The organism is Bifidobacterium apousia, from assembly GCF_007559275.1.
In the GTDB taxonomy this organism is placed as follows: Bacteria; Actinomycetota; Actinomycetes; order Actinomycetales; family Bifidobacteriaceae; genus Bombiscardovia; species Bombiscardovia apousia.
This window is the reverse complement of record NZ_VMHK01000004.1, coordinates 116,237-134,421: the sequence shown is the minus strand read 5'-3', so window position 1 is coordinate 134,421 and position 18,185 is coordinate 116,237. Positions and strand designations below refer to the sequence as shown.

11 protein-coding genes and 1 tRNA gene are annotated in these 18,185 nt (G+C 55.9%); 1 reads left to right on the top strand and 11 read right to left on the bottom strand.

Annotated elements, in window-relative coordinates:
- Positions 1-225: 225 nt before the first annotated feature.
- Positions 226-1,983, bottom strand: a complete 1,758-nt coding sequence (locus FPK30_RS06465) for an ABC transporter ATP-binding protein (RefSeq protein ID WP_186279423.1) — start codon at positions 1,981-1,983, stop codon at positions 226-228.
- Positions 1,984-4,002, bottom strand: coding sequence for an ABC transporter ATP-binding protein (locus FPK30_RS06460; protein WP_144085803.1), 2,019 nt, complete (start codon positions 4,000-4,002; stop codon positions 1,984-1,986).
- A 175-nt stretch (positions 4,003-4,177) separates the two neighbouring features.
- On the opposite strand from FPK30_RS06460, the gene FPK30_RS06455 reads away from it, so the two are divergent.
- A complete protein-coding gene (locus FPK30_RS06455) occupies positions 4,178-5,152 on the top strand; it encodes a helix-turn-helix domain-containing protein (protein WP_144085802.1) in 975 nt (324 codons plus the stop codon).
- A 1,740-nt stretch (positions 5,153-6,892) separates the two neighbouring features.
- Here the strand turns inward: FPK30_RS06455 and FPK30_RS06450 are convergent.
- The 9 genes from FPK30_RS06450 to argH form a co-directional block, all read right to left on the bottom strand.
- A complete protein-coding gene (locus tag FPK30_RS06450) occupies positions 6,893-7,087 on the bottom strand; it encodes a hypothetical protein (RefSeq protein WP_144085801.1) in 195 nt (64 codons plus the stop codon).
- Positions 7,088-9,800: 2,713 nt separating this feature from the next.
- A tRNA-Arg gene (locus FPK30_RS06445) sits at positions 9,801-9,874 on the bottom strand.
- Positions 9,875-9,980: 106 nt separating this feature from the next.
- The gene (locus tag FPK30_RS06440; protein ID WP_144085800.1) at positions 9,981-10,790 is read right to left on the bottom strand and encodes a TlyA family RNA methyltransferase; all 810 of its coding nucleotides are present in this window, start codon (positions 10,788-10,790) and stop codon (positions 9,981-9,983) included.
- Positions 10,787-10,930, bottom strand: coding sequence for a hypothetical protein (locus FPK30_RS08165; RefSeq protein WP_186279422.1), 144 nt, complete (start codon positions 10,928-10,930; stop codon positions 10,787-10,789). Before FPK30_RS08165 ends, FPK30_RS06440 begins: the two co-directional genes overlap by 4 nt.
- A gap of 182 nt (positions 10,931-11,112) precedes the next feature.
- Positions 11,113-12,177 carry an HAD-IIA family hydrolase gene (locus FPK30_RS06435; RefSeq protein WP_144085799.1) on the bottom strand — a complete coding sequence of 355 codons (1,065 nt, stop codon included), beginning with the start codon at positions 12,175-12,177 and terminating at the stop codon, positions 11,113-11,115.
- Positions 12,177-14,309: a helicase gene (locus FPK30_RS06430; protein ID WP_144085798.1), complete on the bottom strand. Its 2,133-nt coding sequence runs from the start codon at positions 14,307-14,309 to the stop codon at positions 12,177-12,179. The genes FPK30_RS06435 and FPK30_RS06430 overlap by 1 nt, the downstream gene beginning before the upstream one ends.
- Positions 14,310-14,332: 23 nt before the next feature.
- Complete coding sequence (gene tyrS / locus FPK30_RS06425; protein ID WP_144085797.1) at positions 14,333-15,664, bottom strand: tyrosine--tRNA ligase; 1,332 nt, start codon at positions 15,662-15,664, stop codon at positions 14,333-14,335.
- Between the two features lie 246 nt (positions 15,665-15,910).
- Positions 15,911-16,642 carry an SGNH/GDSL hydrolase family protein gene (locus FPK30_RS06420; protein ID WP_144085796.1) on the bottom strand — a complete coding sequence of 244 codons (732 nt, stop codon included), beginning with the start codon at positions 16,640-16,642 and terminating at the stop codon, positions 15,911-15,913.
- A gap of 93 nt (positions 16,643-16,735) precedes the next feature.
- Positions 16,736-18,181, bottom strand: a complete 1,446-nt coding sequence (gene argH / locus FPK30_RS06415; protein ID WP_144085825.1) for an argininosuccinate lyase — start codon at positions 18,179-18,181, stop codon at positions 16,736-16,738.
- Positions 18,182-18,185: the final 4 nt, after the last annotated feature.

Sequence of the window (18,185 nt, the reverse complement as noted above, 5' to 3'; positions counted from 1 at the left end):
GCTTTTCCCCACCGGAATATTCAAGCGGTTTTTGCCAAATATAGACCCAATGCCCAGAGAGTCCGCCACCTGGCCGAATCTTTCGGAATGCTCCTTGCCTAGTGCCCCTGCATAGAGCAGGGGCAGCTTGATGTTGCCCACGTTGCTCAAGGAGCTGACGAGCCTTGATTCCTGCAAAACGAACCTGATTTCCTGGCTCCTCCATGCAGCCGATTCAAGCTTTTTCTATAAGGACCAGTCTGCGCTCTCGCCCTGCAAGCGAACCATCCGCGCAAACTCACCATCTGCAGCCATAAGCTCCTGCGGAGAACCCTGCTCGACCACACGCCCATGGTCAAGAACGACAATCTTGTCGGCCTGCTCAACAGTGCGCATCCGGTGGGCAATGACCATGACGGTCTTCTCCACCAGTAATTGCGACAGGGCTTCCTGCACCTGCGTCTCGTTCTCCACATCCAGGGAGGCAGTGGCCTCGTCAAGCAGGACAATCGGGGCGTCCTTGAGAATGGCTCTGGCAATGGAGATTCGTTGCCGCTCACCTCCGGAAAGCCTGGAACCGTTTTCACCAATCATCGTCTCGTACCCCTGTGGCAGGCGCGATACAAACTGGTCGCAGTTGGCGGCCCTGGCCGCAGCCAACACCTCCTCGTCACTGGCACCGCACCGCCCCATCCGAATATTGCCCATGACCGTGTCGTCAAAGAGCATCACGTCCTGGAAGACCACGGCATAGTCCCGCAGGAGAACCTCCGGATCCACCTTGCTCACATCCACCCCTCCTACGGTGATGGAACCTGAAGCGGTATCCCAGAAACGAGCCGCCAACCGAGCACAGGTCGATTTACCGGACCCCGAGGGGCCAACCAGGGCCGTAATCTCCCCCTCCTTGGCAGTGAAACCAACATCTTCAAGAACCGGCTCACCCGCCGCCTTACCAGCAAGGCCGGGATAGGAGAAGGCAACGTGGTCGAAGACGATATCGTGCCCATCGGGATGAAATTCCGTACTCCCCTCGGTTACAGGTTCCTCGTTGATGGAGCGAATCCGCCGGGCTGAGCCCTGGGATTGGAAGAGCTCCGAAACCAGCATCAGCGCCTGATCAAAGGGCGAGTAAATCCGTGAGACCATCAGGAGGAATAGGAACATGACCATGAAGTCGATCCTGCCCTGGATGATCAATCCGGCAGCCACCAGGAAGGTCGTTGCCACACCCAACCTCAAAACCACCATGGCGGAGTTCAATATAAGGCCATTGGTCATCTCGGTTCGGACCGTAGTGGCTTCGGTGTCATCGATGGTCGAGGAGAGCCTTTCCAGATACCTCTCTTCCTGGTTGGTGGCGTGAATCTCCCGAACGCAGTCAAGCGCCTCCTGAATGCCGTCACTGACCCGAATCTGGGCCTGCCTCGTACGCCGTGACGAAGCTTCAACGAATCGTCGAGTGGCAAAGATGATGGTGAAAGCCACCGGCACGCTCCAGAATGCAGCCAAATCAAGTGCCCAATTGATGGGCAGAAGCGACAGGAATATCAGGACGGATGAAACGACTGCGCCATAGAGCTGGCTCAGCGCATGGGCGTAGGCATGTTCCATGGTGGCCACGTCACCCAGAATGGTATCGGTCAGATCAGCCAGGTCACGCCGCCCGAAAAATGAGAGCGGCAGTTTGCGCAGTCTCTCGGCCAGGTCGATCCGCTGGGTTCCGGTCTGGCTGAAGACCGCACCGTAGGAATAACTGTACTGGAACCAGGAGGTGCCGAAGAGAATAAGCGCAAAGACCAGGAGACCGGCCAGATAGGGCAGGACTTTCGGCAGAGGCGCCCCTGCCGTCAGGTGCTCAACAAAAGCGTTCATGACCAGCAGAAGGGAGGCCGTTCCCGCCATGATAATCAGATTGGTCAGTGTGGTCCACAGCGTTCCCAAAACCACGATCTTCATGCCTCGGTCGGACAGGGCGTACTTCTTCTTGAATGAGGCGAACACTTATGCCTCACCTCCTTTCCTCTGGATGTCGGAATCACCGGTAGACGAGTCCGTAGCGAATGGCCCGACACCGGGAACGACGTGCTTCTCACCCGCAATGGGGCCTGCGGGATTTTGACCCGTTCCGGCGGCAGCCTTCGGAGAGTTGTCGACCTTCCAGGAGACCGCCCGTTCATAATCAGACCAGATACGGGCATAGGTACCCTGCGCATCAAGAAGCTGGCGGTGAGTGCCCTGCTCAACCAGGTGACCCCCATCCAGCACCAGGATTCGATCGACATGAGCCACAGTCGATAGACGGTGGGCGATCATGAGAACGGTTCGCCGTCGGCCCCCTTCGCCGCGTGTCAATTCGGCCAGCGCCTTCTGTATCAAGAATTCATTCTCGGGATCGGCAAAAGCAGTCGCCTCATCCAGGACCACAATGGGAGACTCCTTGAGGATTGCCCTGGCCAGGGCCACACGCTGGACCTCTCCCCCGGAAAGGTAGGTTCCACCTGAGCCGAGCATAGTATCCAGCCCCTCGGGAAGCTTGTCAACGATGTCCATGCATTGGGCCGCTCTCAATGCCTCCATAACCTGCTCAGGAGCGGCGTCCGGTCTGGCTGCGCGAACGTTCTCCAGGAGGGTGGTCGAAAAGAGCCTGTTGGTCTGGAAGACAAAGGCGACCTGCCCCATCAGATCATGTGGATCGATGGATCTGACATCAATGCCACCCACAGCGACCCTGCCCGAATCCACATCCCAAAAACGTGGCAACAGACTGGCACAGGTCGATTTGCCGCCTCCCGAGGGACCGACCAGAGCGACCATTCCACCCTCCGGCACCTTGAAATCAATCCGATCCAGTGCCGGGAGATCAGCACCTGGATAGGTATATGACACATGTTCCAGGGAAGCATCTGCCGACTTCGGGCGTTCCGGTTCGTCAGCTACCGTCAGAGGATCACTGCTGAGCACGCCGGCAATCCTGTCCAAGGCATCGTCGGCCTTGCTGAAGGACTCACTGGAGAACTGCAGACGAATCATGGCCGTGGGGACCATGCCCGAGAAGACGGCGTAGAAGGCGAAATCGGCCACAAAAGAGGTGAAGTCACTCTGCCCCGAAGCCAGCAGGATGGCCACAGGAATCAGGAAGATCACGGTCCCGTTCAGGGCCGTCATCTGAATGGTCTGGGGCAGGTGGCAGATTTGCATGGCATAGTTCCTGGCTATTCGGCTGTAATGCTCGATGGCCTCATGGAACGCCTTGAAGGAGTACACCGTCTGTTGGAAGACCTTGACGACCGGAATACCACGGACATATTCTGTCCCGGTCTTCGACATCCGCACCAGCGCATCCTGGTATTCCGTCATAAAGGACTGTCCCTGATCGTTCATCATCATGCGGATACAGACCAGGGCTATCAGAATGGGAAAAAGGCAGGCCAGGCCCATACGCCAGTCGAAGACCAGCATCAGTATCGGCATGCCTAGAATCATGGCGAAGGATCCAGCCGCGTCGGGGAGGATATGGGCGAGCAGATTCTCGGTATCGCCCGCCGAGCCATCAATGGTGCGACGCAGCTCGCCGGAGGCATGGAGGTCGAAATACCCCAAGGGAAGGCTCAGCAGGTGGCCTATGGCCGCTTTGCGCATGTTGGATGCGCTCCTGAAAGCCGCCAGATGCGTCATCAGCAGCCCTGCACAGTACAGAACGACGGAAGCTGCCGCAAACCCGAATCCCAGCCATCCATAAATGGCGATTTCCGTAGCCTGAGACCACCCCGGAGCAACGGCGAGGAGGTCTTTTACCGCCAGCCATATGCAGATGTAGGGTCCAAGACCGGCAATCGTGGAGAGGGCTGACAGACTACAGCCGAGATAGGAGAACACCTTACGAGGGCCGGCGAAATCAAGCAGCCGCCTGAGGGAACTACGCCCATGCGACCTCTCACGATTAGACGCACCTTCCCCGCCCTGTGCTTTACCTTCTGCAGGATCCGGTTTGCTTCCCGAATCCGCCTGATCTGTGGTCATCTCTTTCCTCCAGGTTCATCCAAAACTCTTGTCGTTCGCTGCCATCGAACGTAATCTGAGAAGTCAATGCCCGGAAGACCGTCACAGAGCGACGGATGAATCCATAAAAGGTGCGAACGAAAACGAAAGTCCGCCGAGATCGCCATAAAGCCGGCAAAATGAAACCAGGTGAGCCATGACAGACCACACGATATACTCCGAATCCCGCGAGATTCAGACCCTCTATCGCCCCCAGGCGGAGCAACTCGGCATGGAACTCCATCACCGATCGGGAGGATTGGAAGGGCAGGTCGATGGCGACATCTGTCAGGGAAGATTCCAAGCCAATCCAGCGGGTCCTCATTGCCTGGTCATATGGCACGACATCACCTTCCTGCGCGAGATGGATTTCAACGAGTACGCCGTGACCGACTACGCCTGCCTGACCCTGGATGAAAGCCCGGCATCCAACCACGCTCCCTATGGGTTGCAGCCATGTACGAAGCAGGAGGGCAATATGGTCTCCTTGGTACAGCAGGCGGGAACAGTCACCAACCATATGCCGGCAGGCTTCCGCTCGCGGACCCGGAGCATCTGCATCCTCCCCGACTATTTCATGGAGCTGGAAAACCAATGGCCCGGCCAGGTCAAGGGACTCTTTGACGCCTTCTGCCAACCCTGGCCATCCGATATTGCACTGGCCGCTTCAACCGCCCTGTCAAAGTTTGCCCCAGGGAGGCAGGGCCAGACAGAGTTCCTCATCAAAGCACACATCGACCTACTCCTTGCAAGGCTGGCCCAATCTTCCTCTGCCTTTGTACAGAGCCACGAACCGTCACACGACCGCGACCTGGTCCAGCAGGTCAAAGCCCACATCCGATCCCACTTGGGCGGCGACCTCTCCATTGATCGGATAGCCCAATCCCTGTATGTGGGACGCACACGTCTATGCCTGGCATTCAAGCGTGAGACCGGCACAAGTCTGGCCAGGTACATCAGAGAGCAAAGAATGGACCGGGCCCGTCATTTTCTCTCGTCCACCGAGGAGGACGTTGCCTGGATTGGCCGGCAGGTCGGATACATGCGCCCCAGCTCATTCAGCGCCGCTTTTACCAGAAAAACCAGGATCTCTCCAATCGCTTGGCGCGAGCACTGCAACCGTGTCGAGTGAGCTCGCTGCAATCGTTGTGTCCGCAGTTGCAAAGGTCAGGCAGATGGTCACGAAATTGCTGGCCTGATGCTTTATGTACGTTCCTTTACTGAGACCTTTGCCAAGGCTTAACTCAAAAATAAGGTGTTCTATAGAATGAAGGCGATGCTCTCGTCCAAGCAGAGGGGCACCATCTTACGTTCCTCTACCTGTAGAGCAGTTCATATAGTTCTGTATGGAAACGATGGGTGGCTATCTTTGACTTGCTGTCATGGACTGTGCCTTGTCTAACTACCAGCGTATATGGCTTGTGTAATTTGCGCACATTCACCAGCTCGTGCAGGGCATCCATGGGTCTCTTCTTCGGACATGGAATAGTCCCAGCGGTGAATGATATATCAGTGCCACACTTTATATCACAGAATTTGAATTCTGTATATTTATTTAGATATTGACTCATTTATCGCTCATGTCTCCTGAGCAGAGTCTGGAAATTTCTGTACAAGTCTGGACAATATCTTTTTGCAAAACTTAACAGCTTTTGCCTTCGACTCATCTATGTATATTTGTTTCTAACCGTCTAGCCATGTCTTGAGCAGAGCGCTCGTTTCTGATCTATGGCTTCAGCATGTCACTTAATTTGTTCAATGCCGTCTTTAACAGAGTCCCGTCAATTTTATGATGAATTATCCTATTAAGACACAATTGCAGGCATTGCTTTGACAATATAGCTTTTATTTTCTATCGCTTTGTTGTACTGCTATAACCGTTTATCAACATGTTCATTGTTTAACATACCAGTTTAGGTTAGAGAATCTTAAATCTTATGAGAAATCGCTATCAGTGCCGATCGGAGTAATGCAACCTTACAATATCAGGAGAACTGACATCGGCTGAGAGAATAGTGGGGGGATAAATGCTCGGCTTTCAGCCACACTCTTAGACCCCCGAGAGTGATATATAGTCAATATCAAACACTTACAAAAAAAATTTGGTGCTCCAGCTGGAACTGGGAGACTTATTGACGATTATTTGTATATCATGTCATTCGTACATTCAGGTCTAACGATGCCTCAACCACCGAAGCAACAAAGACAGGCCTTTTAAAGCCATCTGTAAAGTATTCTCAACATGAGCGGCATTAATGAAACGGTAATTCATGATGTAGAGAAGGAACCTAAAAAGTTGACGCAATCAGTTTTATCATTAAATTTCGATAAAAATTACGGAAAGAGCCTTGTAAATTTTCACACTCTCCTTCTAATAATTTTGAACGGGGATAGAATATTCACACGAATTATTTGACCAAAATGGCCAAATAGTATTCATACACAAAATTCCGAGACTGCGGGACAATGTCAATCCTTAAAAGAAAACAGATATTACTCAAAATCCTTGGCGACTATCTGAGCATTAAGATCTACCATCCCCACAAAATACCCCTGAGAGATGCCACCGCTCAAGCTAAGAAGAAGCCCAGCAATTGTGCACTATACCCTTTTAGATTCTTGATCGACAGCTTATATAACTAGTCGTTGGAACAATACCTGCATAAAACTTAACCTTCACCTTCATAACCCCCTATTTATATAATCATCTTACAAAGGTTATGGCATAGCTCACACTTATGCAAAGACCTTGCCTACCAAAATGAGAAAGACCTTTATTTGACATAATCTGCAGCCATGGACTCCAAGACACACCAAAATTGGTAATTCTCGAGATATTTTGGGTGTCATCCTGCAAAGTACACGCGCTGAATCACGCATCGTTGATTTCTTTGCAAAGAGTAACAGCCTCTTCCAATATTCTTGCAGATTCCTCTTGTGTTTTTGCGCTTAGCTTTTCAACCTTTTGTTCTTTCTTAACCTCTTCTTGAGCTATTTTCTCAATCTCCTCAAGATCCCCATGAGGCATTTTATTTAATTTATCCATATTATCGTTTGTTTCACTCATTTTCCTAGCCCCTTTACCTTTATCTAAAGCATCATTTCTATGAGATTAATCAAGTTGTCATTAAGCCTTTTACTCCTCTCTATGTTAATAAATCAAACTTATATATTTTAGTCTTCGCTACTTTATGTATACTACTATTTGCCGATTAATTGGAATTATTGTCCAGCATTCACCTTACCTTGTAAATTTAGGGTTTTTAGCTTTTGTATGAATGTTATACCATTTTTTATGTTTTCAAACATCTTTACTGAGATTTTCGGAATTGTGTTCAAGCTTTTCTGTTTTTTGTTTCAAATATTTATATAACACCTCAAGGTTTTGGGTTACACAATCCAGCTATTTTCTATACTGACTTTCGACATAGTTGCTTCTAGACAAAATTCTTACTGCATCAAATTCTAAAAACCATTTTTCATTGTGATGCGATAATTAAATCTGATATTCCTGATTTTCCCCCTTGGCCTGTTCTGATCAGATGGGGCGGGTTACTATAATTTTAATGCAATTTTAGCATATTTCATATTTAGTTTCATACAAATACATCTTGTATCACACACACTTTTAACCCGATAAGAAGTAAAAGCGACGAGCTAAATTATTTGACTCAGAATCAAGCAATACTGATTCGGCATTGAGGCCATGAGATATAATATCGCAACTCCAACAACCTCTTATATACTATAATAAAAAACAATAGCGATAATCTATAGCAGTTCATTATTCAACTTTATTCGAAAATAACAGATCAATTTGAGTACATGGGGAACTATGGATATTAATGCGCCCAATTTTATTGAAGCGTTCTGATTCACTATATATGGTTATCTCTTCCATTCGTTGCTCGAGAAAAATAGCATTCTTTAAAAAGAGAACCGTTGCCTATAGCTTTCTGCCGCAACTGAATGACCGAAGTTAGCAATGGGATTACTGGGCTGTGAGATGGGGTCATCCTCGCATGCACCAAGTTTTGGCTCTAGTCTACAAGCTGAAGGATTGGACACCGCTTTCGAACTGCCTTCATACTCAGACCGCGCGTAGGAGCAAGCTCCAATACACTGGCCCATAGGGCGGTTCTCTGTAAGCACACAATCTACGACCAAAATGAGGTAATCCGATTTCTCTTTAATTCCAGTAATGAAAACTGTCTTCCGAGCCAGAGGCATCCTGAGTGATGTAACACCTCTGATGGAGAGCATCATAGAAACCTCGTAAGCGTCTGGAGCGCTTGGGCTGGCAAAGATGGGACAAGTTAGCTCCCCCTGTCAACAGGATTCCCCGTATACCCTAGTTGGCGAACGCATGCTGGCATGAGACACCGTATGTAGTCCTCTCTGGACTAGACTAGTAAAATCCCCCGAGCAGGCAACAGAACAGTTGGTACACCAGGCAGCAAGCAGGCTAAGCATCTTCAAAACCTTCCTCATTTCGATAGGCATCAGTGCATATGATTTTCTGTGTATCATTGATACCAGTACCGTTGTCTTTTGGGCTGCGATAGATTAGGTAGCACTTGTCCTAGAAGGACATACTCCAAAGCTCGTATTTCACCTTAAACTCGATGCGATTCAGCAGCTCGACTCTTGTGTGGGCACAGTCCGGCATTTCCTTCTCTTATAGCTTTTTGCAGCCAATTGTTCCACCACCCATACCATTGCAACAATGTTAGAGCAGCCTCACCATTCAAATCAGCAGGTCGGTCATCATGCAATTTTACGACTACCGGGTGCTCCGATAGCCCCTAACCAAATATGAGACAAGCCCCATGGCTGGCTCTGTGGTCTTTAAAATAATCTTAAGCTCTCCGATCGCGGTTAGCAATCAGACTCGATCCAGTTAATCGGAGCTCATCAGACTTCCACATCCGAGGCTACTTCCCAGCAATTCACAATTAGCAGACTAGCACAAATAGACTGTTCGTATGGAAACTCCCTGATAAGCCTACCGCTGCACAAGGCTCTAGTCACGCGCGCGTAACAGGTGCTGTCCAACAGTAGGCCTCTGAAACTGGACACCCTTTATAGCCATAACAGACTGGCGGCGGGGGATAGTCACACCCTAGACGATGACGGAAGGTGTGTCGTAGACTGCTCCAACGCTACCAAGCTCGTAATCATTCGGTCGTCCACCGGATCCACTGTACGATATCTATGCTGTAAGTTAGAGCTTCTGCAATAAGACGACTTGCAGCAATCACGAGTCAGAAACAAATGCGTCTTCGCTGCAGCAGAGTCAGTCTGACAATGCCGCAAAAGCTTCACCGGCTCCAGCCACGCCAAAAAGCCCTGGGTATGCAAGTCGATCCTTGCCAAGGCCGGACCCAACTGTGCTCTTATGTGCAAGAGCGCATTTATCTACCCACAGATAACCAGCGAAGCAAACCGGTTCAAGCCGAAAACTACCCATTATTATATATACAACTTACAAGTTAGCCAGAACGGTAATGTTTTACCGAAAACAAACGTTTCAGCAGACGATTGACAAGAACCCAGAAGGCATCCATACTCAGCTCAGCAGCGAGACGGATCGTTCACGCCTGACTAAGCAGTGTACGAGGTCCAGCACCTCGATAAGTAACAAATAGGCTCCACTCCGACGGGGTTGTCTTTTGCGATGACTTTTGTCACTCAAATGACACACAAAATCGTATTTTGTGAGAATTCTTTAAGTAATGGAAAAGCCCCACAGCTTTTGTGGCTGTAGGACTTCCACGTTGTGCGCCAGACAGGATTCGAACCTGCAACCTGCTGATCCGTAGTCAGCTGCTCTAATCCGTTGGGCTACTGGCGCATGTCATCTTGACGAGGAACTCGTTTTTGACAACTCACTTATATTACCGCAACTGTGGATTCTGTCCAGTCTGGTGTGTCGCGCGAGAAGCGGGAAGCCGCAGGCTTCAGGCTGACTGTGACCAAGATAGCCAGAGTAGATATTCTACGTTGCCATGAGCTCCGGTTATGGGCGATGTCATAGTGGCACGTACAGCGAATCCATGCTCACGTGCACAGGCCAGGACACGCTCCAGAGCCTCTTGCCTGCGGTCCTCGTCCGTCACAATGCCATGGTGGCCAAGAAGACTGCGTCCGACCTCGAACTGGGGCTTGACCAGCAGCAGACAGTTGGCAGCAGGCGCCAACAAGGCGGGGAGGACAGGAATGACATAAGTCAGCGAGATGAAGGACACATCCGAAACAACATATTCCGGGCGATACGGCAGGTCCCCCGGCTGGACTTCGCGTATGTTGACACCGCTCATGTCAATCACCCTAGGATCAGCGGCAATCCGTTCCAGCAACTGTCCGTGGCCCACATCAAGGGCGATAACTCGCCTTGCGCCATGTCTGAGCAGAACGTCGGTGAAACCACCCGTGGAGGCCCCGATATCGAGACAGAGCCAGTCACGCGGATCTGGCATCCCCTGCGCCGCAAAAGTCGTCAGAGCACCCTCCAGCTTCAGCGCTCCCCGGGAAGCATAGTCATCGCCCGGGTCCAGAAGAATCACATCGCCTGGCTGGACGATCTGAGCAGGCCTTGATACCAGATGATCGTTGACCGTAACCCGGCCCTGTCGAATCAGCCCCTGGGCTCTGGCCCGCGAATCCGTCAGCCCTTGCGCAGACAGGATGCGGTCAAGTCGGTCGCGGGCAAGAGCCACGGTTCTTCGCCGACCGGACCCAGCGCTGACGACCGTATCCTCATCGTTCACTTGCCCTCCCGGTTCAGATCCTGCTGGAGCCCGGCCAGCACCTTGCCGAGCAGCTCAACCTGTTGGGCATTGTCCAGGTCGTCCAATTGAGCCAAATCAGGGAAACGTTCCAAAAGAGGGGCCATGGCTTGCTTATCCATGGGCTCCTCAGGTGCTGACGCAGTTGTATCCTCATCATCTGTCTGTGAGGACCGTCCAGAAGGCTCAGACTCTACAGACTGCTCATTCTGGCCGGTCTGCTCAGGTAGCCCGTAGTGATTGGATTCCTGGGATGGTCCACTCGCTCCCAGCTGTCCGGGCTTGACCTCTTCCGACATGGCCGCTATGCCCCTACGACGAAGGCGGGCAGATTCAGCGCGTCCATGTCTCCACCACGATCCTGGTACTCCCAGAGCGCACAGGCGCAGGCTCGCACAGCATCCAGATCGGACAGGGGATCGCCGCTACCCTCAAGAGCACGCAAAGTGACATGCCCGTCGTCACCCACCTTTGCGGTTTGGCCTCCGCAGTGCCAGGTCTGGTCGGCCTCCTTACTGGGCTGAGGTTGCGGCGCAGTGAGGCCACGCAGGTCTTCAGCCAGATAGGTTGGCCGCCATTTGGCCGGTGCAGTCAGAATGGCGGGTGTTCGGGCCACGCCCGTCAGGACGAGCATGGAGTCGTACCCGCCCCGGTTGGCTGCCTCGATGTCAGTGTCCAGACGATCGCCCACAGGCAGGCATCGGTCAATGTCCAAGATCTTCTTCTGGTCATCGGCCAAGAGCAGCCGAGCCTCGTCGTACATGGCCGATTCCGGCTTCCCGGCCGAATCCTCCGGTTGCTTGCCAGTGGCCAGAATCACCGCTTGAAGCATGGCCCCGTTCCCGGGTGCCATGCCACCTTCGCGGGGCAGGGTCTGATCCTTGTTGGTAGTGAAGTAACGTGCACCGCCTTCGATGGCAAAGGCGGCCTGGGCCAGGTCCTGCCAGCTCAGTTCGGGATACCAGGCCTGAATGACGGCCTCTGGCTGATCTGCAGCCTTGTCTACCGGCACCATCCCGTTGATGCGGATCTGATCACGTAGATGATCGGATCCGATGACCAGCACCCTGGCGCCCTCCTGCAAATGTCGGCGCAGCATTCGTGCGGCGACTACGGCCGAGGTAATGACCTGGCCATCGTCCAGGGTCAGCCCGAACCCGCGCAGCTGATCGGCCACCACATGGGGAAACCGAGATGCATTGTTGGTGGTGTAGGCCATGCGCATGCCGAGCGTCTGAGCGCGGTCGATGCCCTCGGCCGCATGCTCGACAGGATCAGCGCCCCGGTAGACCACCCCGTCCAGGTCCAGCAGGGCCAGACGGTAGGTCTTTGCCGGAGCGTCATCAGTTCCTTTGAGGAAGACAGTCACTATTCGGTCCTAGTTTCATCAGACGTATCGGGCTCATTGACCTGCTCATCTTTGGCCTGTTCATCTTGATGATCCGCAGTATCGGTTTCGGATCCTGCGTCCTGGACAGACACATCACCGTCGTCAGCAGCCGGTTCATCGGCAACAGCTGTGCCGGTTTCGTCACCAGTCTGGTCGCTTTGAGAACCATCCCCCGAAGTTTGCGCATCAAGGCTAGAAGGATCTTCACCGGGTTGCTCCACAGCATCTGACGATTCCTGTATTTCAGATTCCGGCATTTCGGATGAACCAGCTGAGTCGGACGAACCAGCTGAATCAGATGAGTCAGCCGAGTTACCAGTGTCAGTTGAGTCCGCTGAATCGTTTGAAGCTGTTGATTCAGGAGATTCCTCAACCTCGCTGTCATCGGCACCCTGATCGGATACATCGGTGACATCAGACTCGGCGGCCTCAGTCTCAGCTTCAGTCTCATCCGAGTCCTCCTCACCGCCATCCGGGTCGATGGAGAGATCCTCCATCATGGCCGAATCCAGGTGCTCCAGGTCGTAGTCGATCAGGATCTCCTCGGACTGTCCGTCCTTCTGGCCATCCTCGTCCTCATCCTCGTCGGCATACTCCGCTTCGAGCCGATCCAGCAGGGGTTCCAGCTCCAAGGCCTCCTGACTGCGACCAGCCTGTTCGAGGAAGTTCTGCTCGGCCTGCACGGCACGCATCCGGTAGTCGCCGCTGAGCCCCCGGGCTTTGACCAGGGCCTGAACGGTCTCGATGGCCTTGTCCCACAGGCCCAGATCGCCCAGCGCTCCGGCATAAACCAGGAACATCTCTGCCTTTGACTCGCCCTGCAGCTGGCTGCCCTCCTCAGAGGTGGCCTCCTCAATGGCCTTGCGGGGATTGCCCAGACCACGCTCGCAGTCGGCGATGAAGGGCAGGTAATCGGAATAGCCGTTCATACGGTGTGCAGTGCGGAACTCCTTCAAGGCCAGCTTGTAGTCGCCCTGACGATAAGCCACCAGGGCCAGAGTCTCACGGGCAAGATCGATCCGCGAAGCCTGCCGTGCAGCCCACTTGGCATGAGCCAGGGCCCCCTGGGGGTCGGTCTCCTCCAGCGCATAGGCGGCCAGAATGTGCAGACCAATGTTCTCAGCATGCTCCTTGCTCAGTCCGCGCAGACGCAGGCGATCATCCTTGGAGAGCATGGACCACTCCAGGCCCTTGGGCATCTTGGGCTCTCCAGGCCGACGATCCGTGTAGGGGTTCTGCGATGGGTAGGAAATGGTCCCGTCTGAGTTGCGGCGACCGCGGTCATAGCCATTCTGGCGGTCACGCTGATAAGTCCCGCGGCGGTCGTCATGGCGACGGTCATCGCGACCATGCTGGCCCTGGTACCTGTAGCCTCGATAGCCGCCTTGACGATGGTCATCACGGGAACGGTCGCCGTAGGAGCGGTTGCCGTAGGGACGGTCCCCATGTGAACGGTCGTGGCGTGGACGGTCATCCCGGGAACGATTGTTCCATGGACGATCCCCGCCGGACCGCTCATCCTGCCGACGATCAAACCTCCGGTCGTCACCTCGACGGCGGTCCCCGTGGAAGCCCTGTCCACGATCACGGTCACGGTCATGCCGCTGGTAGCCGCGCTCGGAACGACGATCGCCATACCCCGACCGACCGCGGTCGTTGTCATGATCATGATGCCCGTATCCACCATGACCGTTGGCATGGAAGTCGCGACGTGGACGGTCGCCATCCCGCCGACGGCCGTGGCGATCATCACGCCTGTCGAAATGGCGATCCCGGTCGGAATCCCTGCGGAAGCCGCCGTGGCCATCCTGACGGTCATGCCTGTATCCGCGATGGTCGCGGTCGAACCGGTCGTGCCCGCGTCCGCGGAAAGGCCGCTGTCCATTCCTGCCCTCGGAACGACGCTCTTCGCCGCCCTCGCCGTCATGGTTGTGGAAGTTGCCGGAGCGGTGACCTCCCGAACGATAGCCTCCGGAGCGATATCCGCCCGAGCGCGAACCGCCCTTGTGGAAGCCCGAAGAGCGACGGCCGCCCGACCGGAAGCCGCCCGGGCGCGAACCGCCCCGGCCCCGTCCGCGATCGCCCCGGGAATGATTGTGTTCTTCTGCCATCAGTGTCCTTAATTCCTGCGTTCCTACTTGCCGGCCCGACGCTCAAGCGCGCCCAGGGCCTTCTTTCCTCTGCGAACCAGGGCGAAGCGCCCATGCAGAAAGTCCTTGTTCTCCAACACTTGATCTGGATCCTCGACCCGCTGGTTATTCAGGTAGAAGCCGCCCGAGGCCACAGTCTTGCGCGCCTCGGAGACCGAACGGAAGAGCCCGGCCGCAACACCGGCCTCCACCAGACGCTGACCCTCGCTGGCTGCGGGCAGAGCTCGCCCGCCTTGACCATCATCGACCTTGAGGCCGTCCAGTGCGGAATCCAGCACATCCTCGTCTAGCTCCTCCAGGGTCTTGCCGCGGCCGAAGAGGGCGCCAGAGGCGTCAATGGCCCCCTGGGCGGCATGTTCGCCGTGCACATAGGAGGTCACCTGCCAGGCCAGAACCTTCTGGGCCTCGCGAGCGCCCGGATCCTGGGCGGTCCGCTCCTCCAGACGCTCGATCTCCGCCTTGGGCAGGAAGGTGAAGGTCTTCAGCAGCTTGACCACCTGGTCATCGGGCTGGTTGAACCAGAACTGGTAGAAGCGGTAGGGGCTGAACATGGTGGGATCCAGCCAGACCGCGTTGCCCTCGGACTTGCCGAACTTCTTGCCCTGGGAGTCGGTGATCAACGGGCTGGTCATCACGTTGACAGAGGCATTGCGCACCTTGCGGATCAGATCCAGACCGCTGGTCAGGTTCCCCCACTGGTCGCTGCCGCCCAACTGCAGACTGCATCCGTAGCGGTCGAAGAGCTCCAGGAAGTCGTTGCCCTGGAGCACCTGGTAGCTGAACTCGGTAAAGGAGATGCCCTCGTCGGAGTCCAGGCGGCGGGCCACTGTGTCCTTGGCCAGCATGGTGCCCATGCGGAAGTTCTTGCCCACATCGCGCAGGAAGTCGATGGTGCTCATGGACCCGGTCCACTCATAATTATTGACGAACCGGACAGGATTCTCGCCTTCGGTATCCAGGAAACGCCCGATCTGGCCACGCAGGCGCTCGGTCCACTCAGCCACGGTCTGCTTGGGATTCAGGGTGCGCTCCCCCGACTGCCGAGGGTCGCCAATAAGCCCGGTGGCCCCGCCCACAACGGCGATGGGATGCAGACCGGCCGCCTGCAGGTGGCGCATGTTGAGCAGCTGGACCAGATTGCCCACGTGCAGTGAGGGAGCTGTGGGGTCGAATCCGCAATAATAGGTCACCGAGGGGTCGGCCAGCACCTTCCTGAGCTCGGACTCGTCCGTGCACTGGGCAATGAGACCGCGCCACTTGAGTTCGTCGAAAAGCGAGTCGAAACCCGCCTGCCTGAAATCGGTGACCTGCGACATGAGAGGCTACTCCCTATCGAATATTTGGATGAATGTATGCTAAACCCTACTATTCTTGCAACAGATACCGACACGGCAGAGTCCCGGACTGCCGCAGACAAGGCCGCACAAAACCAGAATCCCCAGGGGACGAGACCAGATTAATCACGATGAATCGACCACTGCGGATTGGCGATTAACCGCTGGCTGCTTTTGCCAAGACGGGGCGGCCGGCTGAATCCTCTCAGCAAAACCACCGCGTCTAAGTCAGGAACGCGCAGACACAGACAACTGATTGATCAGGTCTTGAGGGATGTGGTCAACCACGCAGGCGGCCATGCGCCGGTACCCCTCAACTCCCGGATGGAAGTGGTCAGTGCCCCAGAAGTCGGGCCGGTCAGTGCCAACGTCGTCACGGGTGGCATCCACGAAAGGCACCGAGGCCTCTTGGCAGACCTGCTGGCTGGTTTGTGTCTGGCGGGCTATCCGACGCTCCACCTCGGCCCTGAGTGCCCGGCCCAAGGCAGGATCCCGATAAAGTTGACCGGAGCTCAGGACCAGCACATGGCGGCCCTTGTTTTTGGCCAGCTCGATGCTGGCAGCCAGGTCATCCCGCCACTGCTCATCGGTGCGGTTGGCCATGATGTCGTTGGATCCTGCACACAGAACCAGCAGATCAGGATGGTCCTGCAGGGCGGGCAGGAACCGGTAGCGCACCCTGCGGATGGTGGCCCCCAGCCGCCCCTGGGTCGACCAGGATACCGGACGCCCCAGCCGGGCGGCCAGGCAGGCGGCTATATCGGGGACGAAGCCCTGGCTCTGGTCCTTCACCCCGCAGCCGACCGCCATGGAGTCGCCTACCACCAGCATGGTCAGCGGCTCCAGGTCGCGGCCTTGGTCCGGAGGCGAGCACAGCCCCTGGCGGGAACCGGGGGGCTCCTTGGCCAGAGTGATGTGCTGCTTGGCCCACCAAGCCTGGACCAGTGCCACCGGATTCATGATCGCCGCCGCCTTTCGCTCTGTGCCCCTCCCCTTGAGGAATTGCCGTTGGGCATTCTAACGCGGCCACCGGTCCGGCGGAGACCAGAAACTTCACCTGGGAGGACGGTAGGCAGGCCCATCAGACTGCGAGTCGGCGAAGGTCTGCAGCTCCTTCAGCGCATGTGCCGCCTGATCCATCTGCTCCTTGACCCTCTCCGGTGCGGTGCCACCCTGGCCCCGGCGAGCGCGTACGGCTCCCCCAGCTGTCAGGACAGAGCGGACCTCAGGAGCCCGATCGGCGGGCACCCAGTCAGCGAAGACCCTGACGAAATCGGCATCTTCCAAGTCGGCCAGCTCGCAACCACGGCCCTCGGCCAGCTTGACACAGGCGCCGGAGAGTTCGTGGGCATGCCGGAAGGGCACCCCCTGCCTGACCAGCCACTCGGCCAGGTCGGTAGCCAGAGCAAAGCCTGTGGGAGCCTGCTCCTCCAACCTATCCTTGTTGAAGGTCAAGGTGGCGACCATGCCGGCAAAGGCGGGCAGCAGGATCTCCAGGGTGTCCACCTGGTCGAAGACCGCCTCCTTGTCCTCCTGCAGATCGCGCGCATAGGCCGTTGGCAGCCCCTTGAGAGTAGTCAGCAGACCAGCCAGGTCCCCGACCAGCCGACCGGCCTTGCCGCGAGCCAGCTCAGCCACGTCCGGATTCTTCTTCTGAGGCATGATGGAGGACCCGGTCGAATAGCCATCGTCCAAGCGGACGAAGGCAAACTCCTGGGTGTTCCAGATAATGATCTCCTCGGCCAGCCTGGACAGGTCCACGCCGATCATGGCGGCGACGAAGGCGAACTCGGCCACCACATCCCTGGCTGCGGTCCCGTCGATGGAGTTGGCACAGACCCGGCTAAAGCCCAGATCCTGGGCCACTGGCAGGGGATCCAAACCCAGGGTGGTGCCCGCGAGCGCGCCCGATCCGTATGGACTGGCATCGGCACGCTGATCCCAGTCCCTCAGGCGCTCCAGGTCACGGATCAGGGGCCAGACATGGGCCATAAGCTGGTGGGCCAGCAGAACAGGCTGGGCATGCTGCATGTGTGTGCGGCCAGGCATGACCGTGGTCCCCGCCGCCCGGGCCTGATCCATCAGAGCCTGGGCCGTGCGCAGCAGGTCCTTGGCCAGCACCCGGGCGTGACGACGCAGCCAGATCCGAATCAGGGTGGCGATCTGATCGTTGCGCGAGCGCCCGGCACGCAGCTTGCCGCCCAGCTGGTCCCCCGCAATGTCGATCAGGCCGCGCTCCAGGGCCGTGGCCTCGTCCTCATCGTCAGGTTCAGGGGCGAAGGCGTCGGAGTCCACCTGGTCCTGAAGCTCATCCAGGGCCTGCTCCATGCGTGCCAGCTCATCATCGTCCAGCAATCCAGCACGGTTGAGGGCCCGAGCGTGGGCCCGGGAACCGGCCAGGTCGTCATCGGCCAACCGCCAGTCGAACTGGGTGGACCGGCTGAGCTCGACCAAGGCCGGCGAGGGACCTCCGCTGAAGCGCCCGCCCCAGAGGGCCATGGGC

What these genes read in the sequence shown, in the direction of transcription:
- FPK30_RS08165 (WP_186279422.1), bottom strand. Translation starts at nt 10,930, where the DNA reads ATGGATAAGCAAGCCATGGCCCCTCTTTTGGAACGTTTCCCTGATTTG.
- argH (WP_144085825.1), bottom strand. Translation starts at nt 18,181, where the DNA reads ATGGCCCTCTGGGGCGGGCGCTTCAGCGGAGGTCCCTCGCCGGCCTTG.
- FPK30_RS06460 (WP_144085803.1), bottom strand. Translation starts at nt 4,002, where the DNA reads ATGACCACAGATCAGGCGGATTCGGGAAGCAAACCGGATCCTGCAGAA.
- tyrS (WP_144085797.1), bottom strand. Translation starts at nt 15,664, where the DNA reads ATGTCGCAGGTCACCGATTTCAGGCAGGCGGGTTTCGACTCGCTTTTC.
- FPK30_RS06420 (WP_144085796.1), bottom strand. Translation starts at nt 16,642, where the DNA reads ATGAATCCGGTGGCACTGGTCCAGGCTTGGTGGGCCAAGCAGCACATC.
- FPK30_RS06455 (WP_144085802.1), top strand. Translation starts at nt 4,178, where the DNA reads ATGACAGACCACACGATATACTCCGAATCCCGCGAGATTCAGACCCTC.
- FPK30_RS06450 (WP_144085801.1), bottom strand. Translation starts at nt 7,087, where the DNA reads ATGAGTGAAACAAACGATAATATGGATAAATTAAATAAAATGCCTCAT.
- FPK30_RS06430 (WP_144085798.1), bottom strand. Translation starts at nt 14,309, where the DNA reads ATGGCAGAAGAACACAATCATTCCCGGGGCGATCGCGGACGGGGCCGG.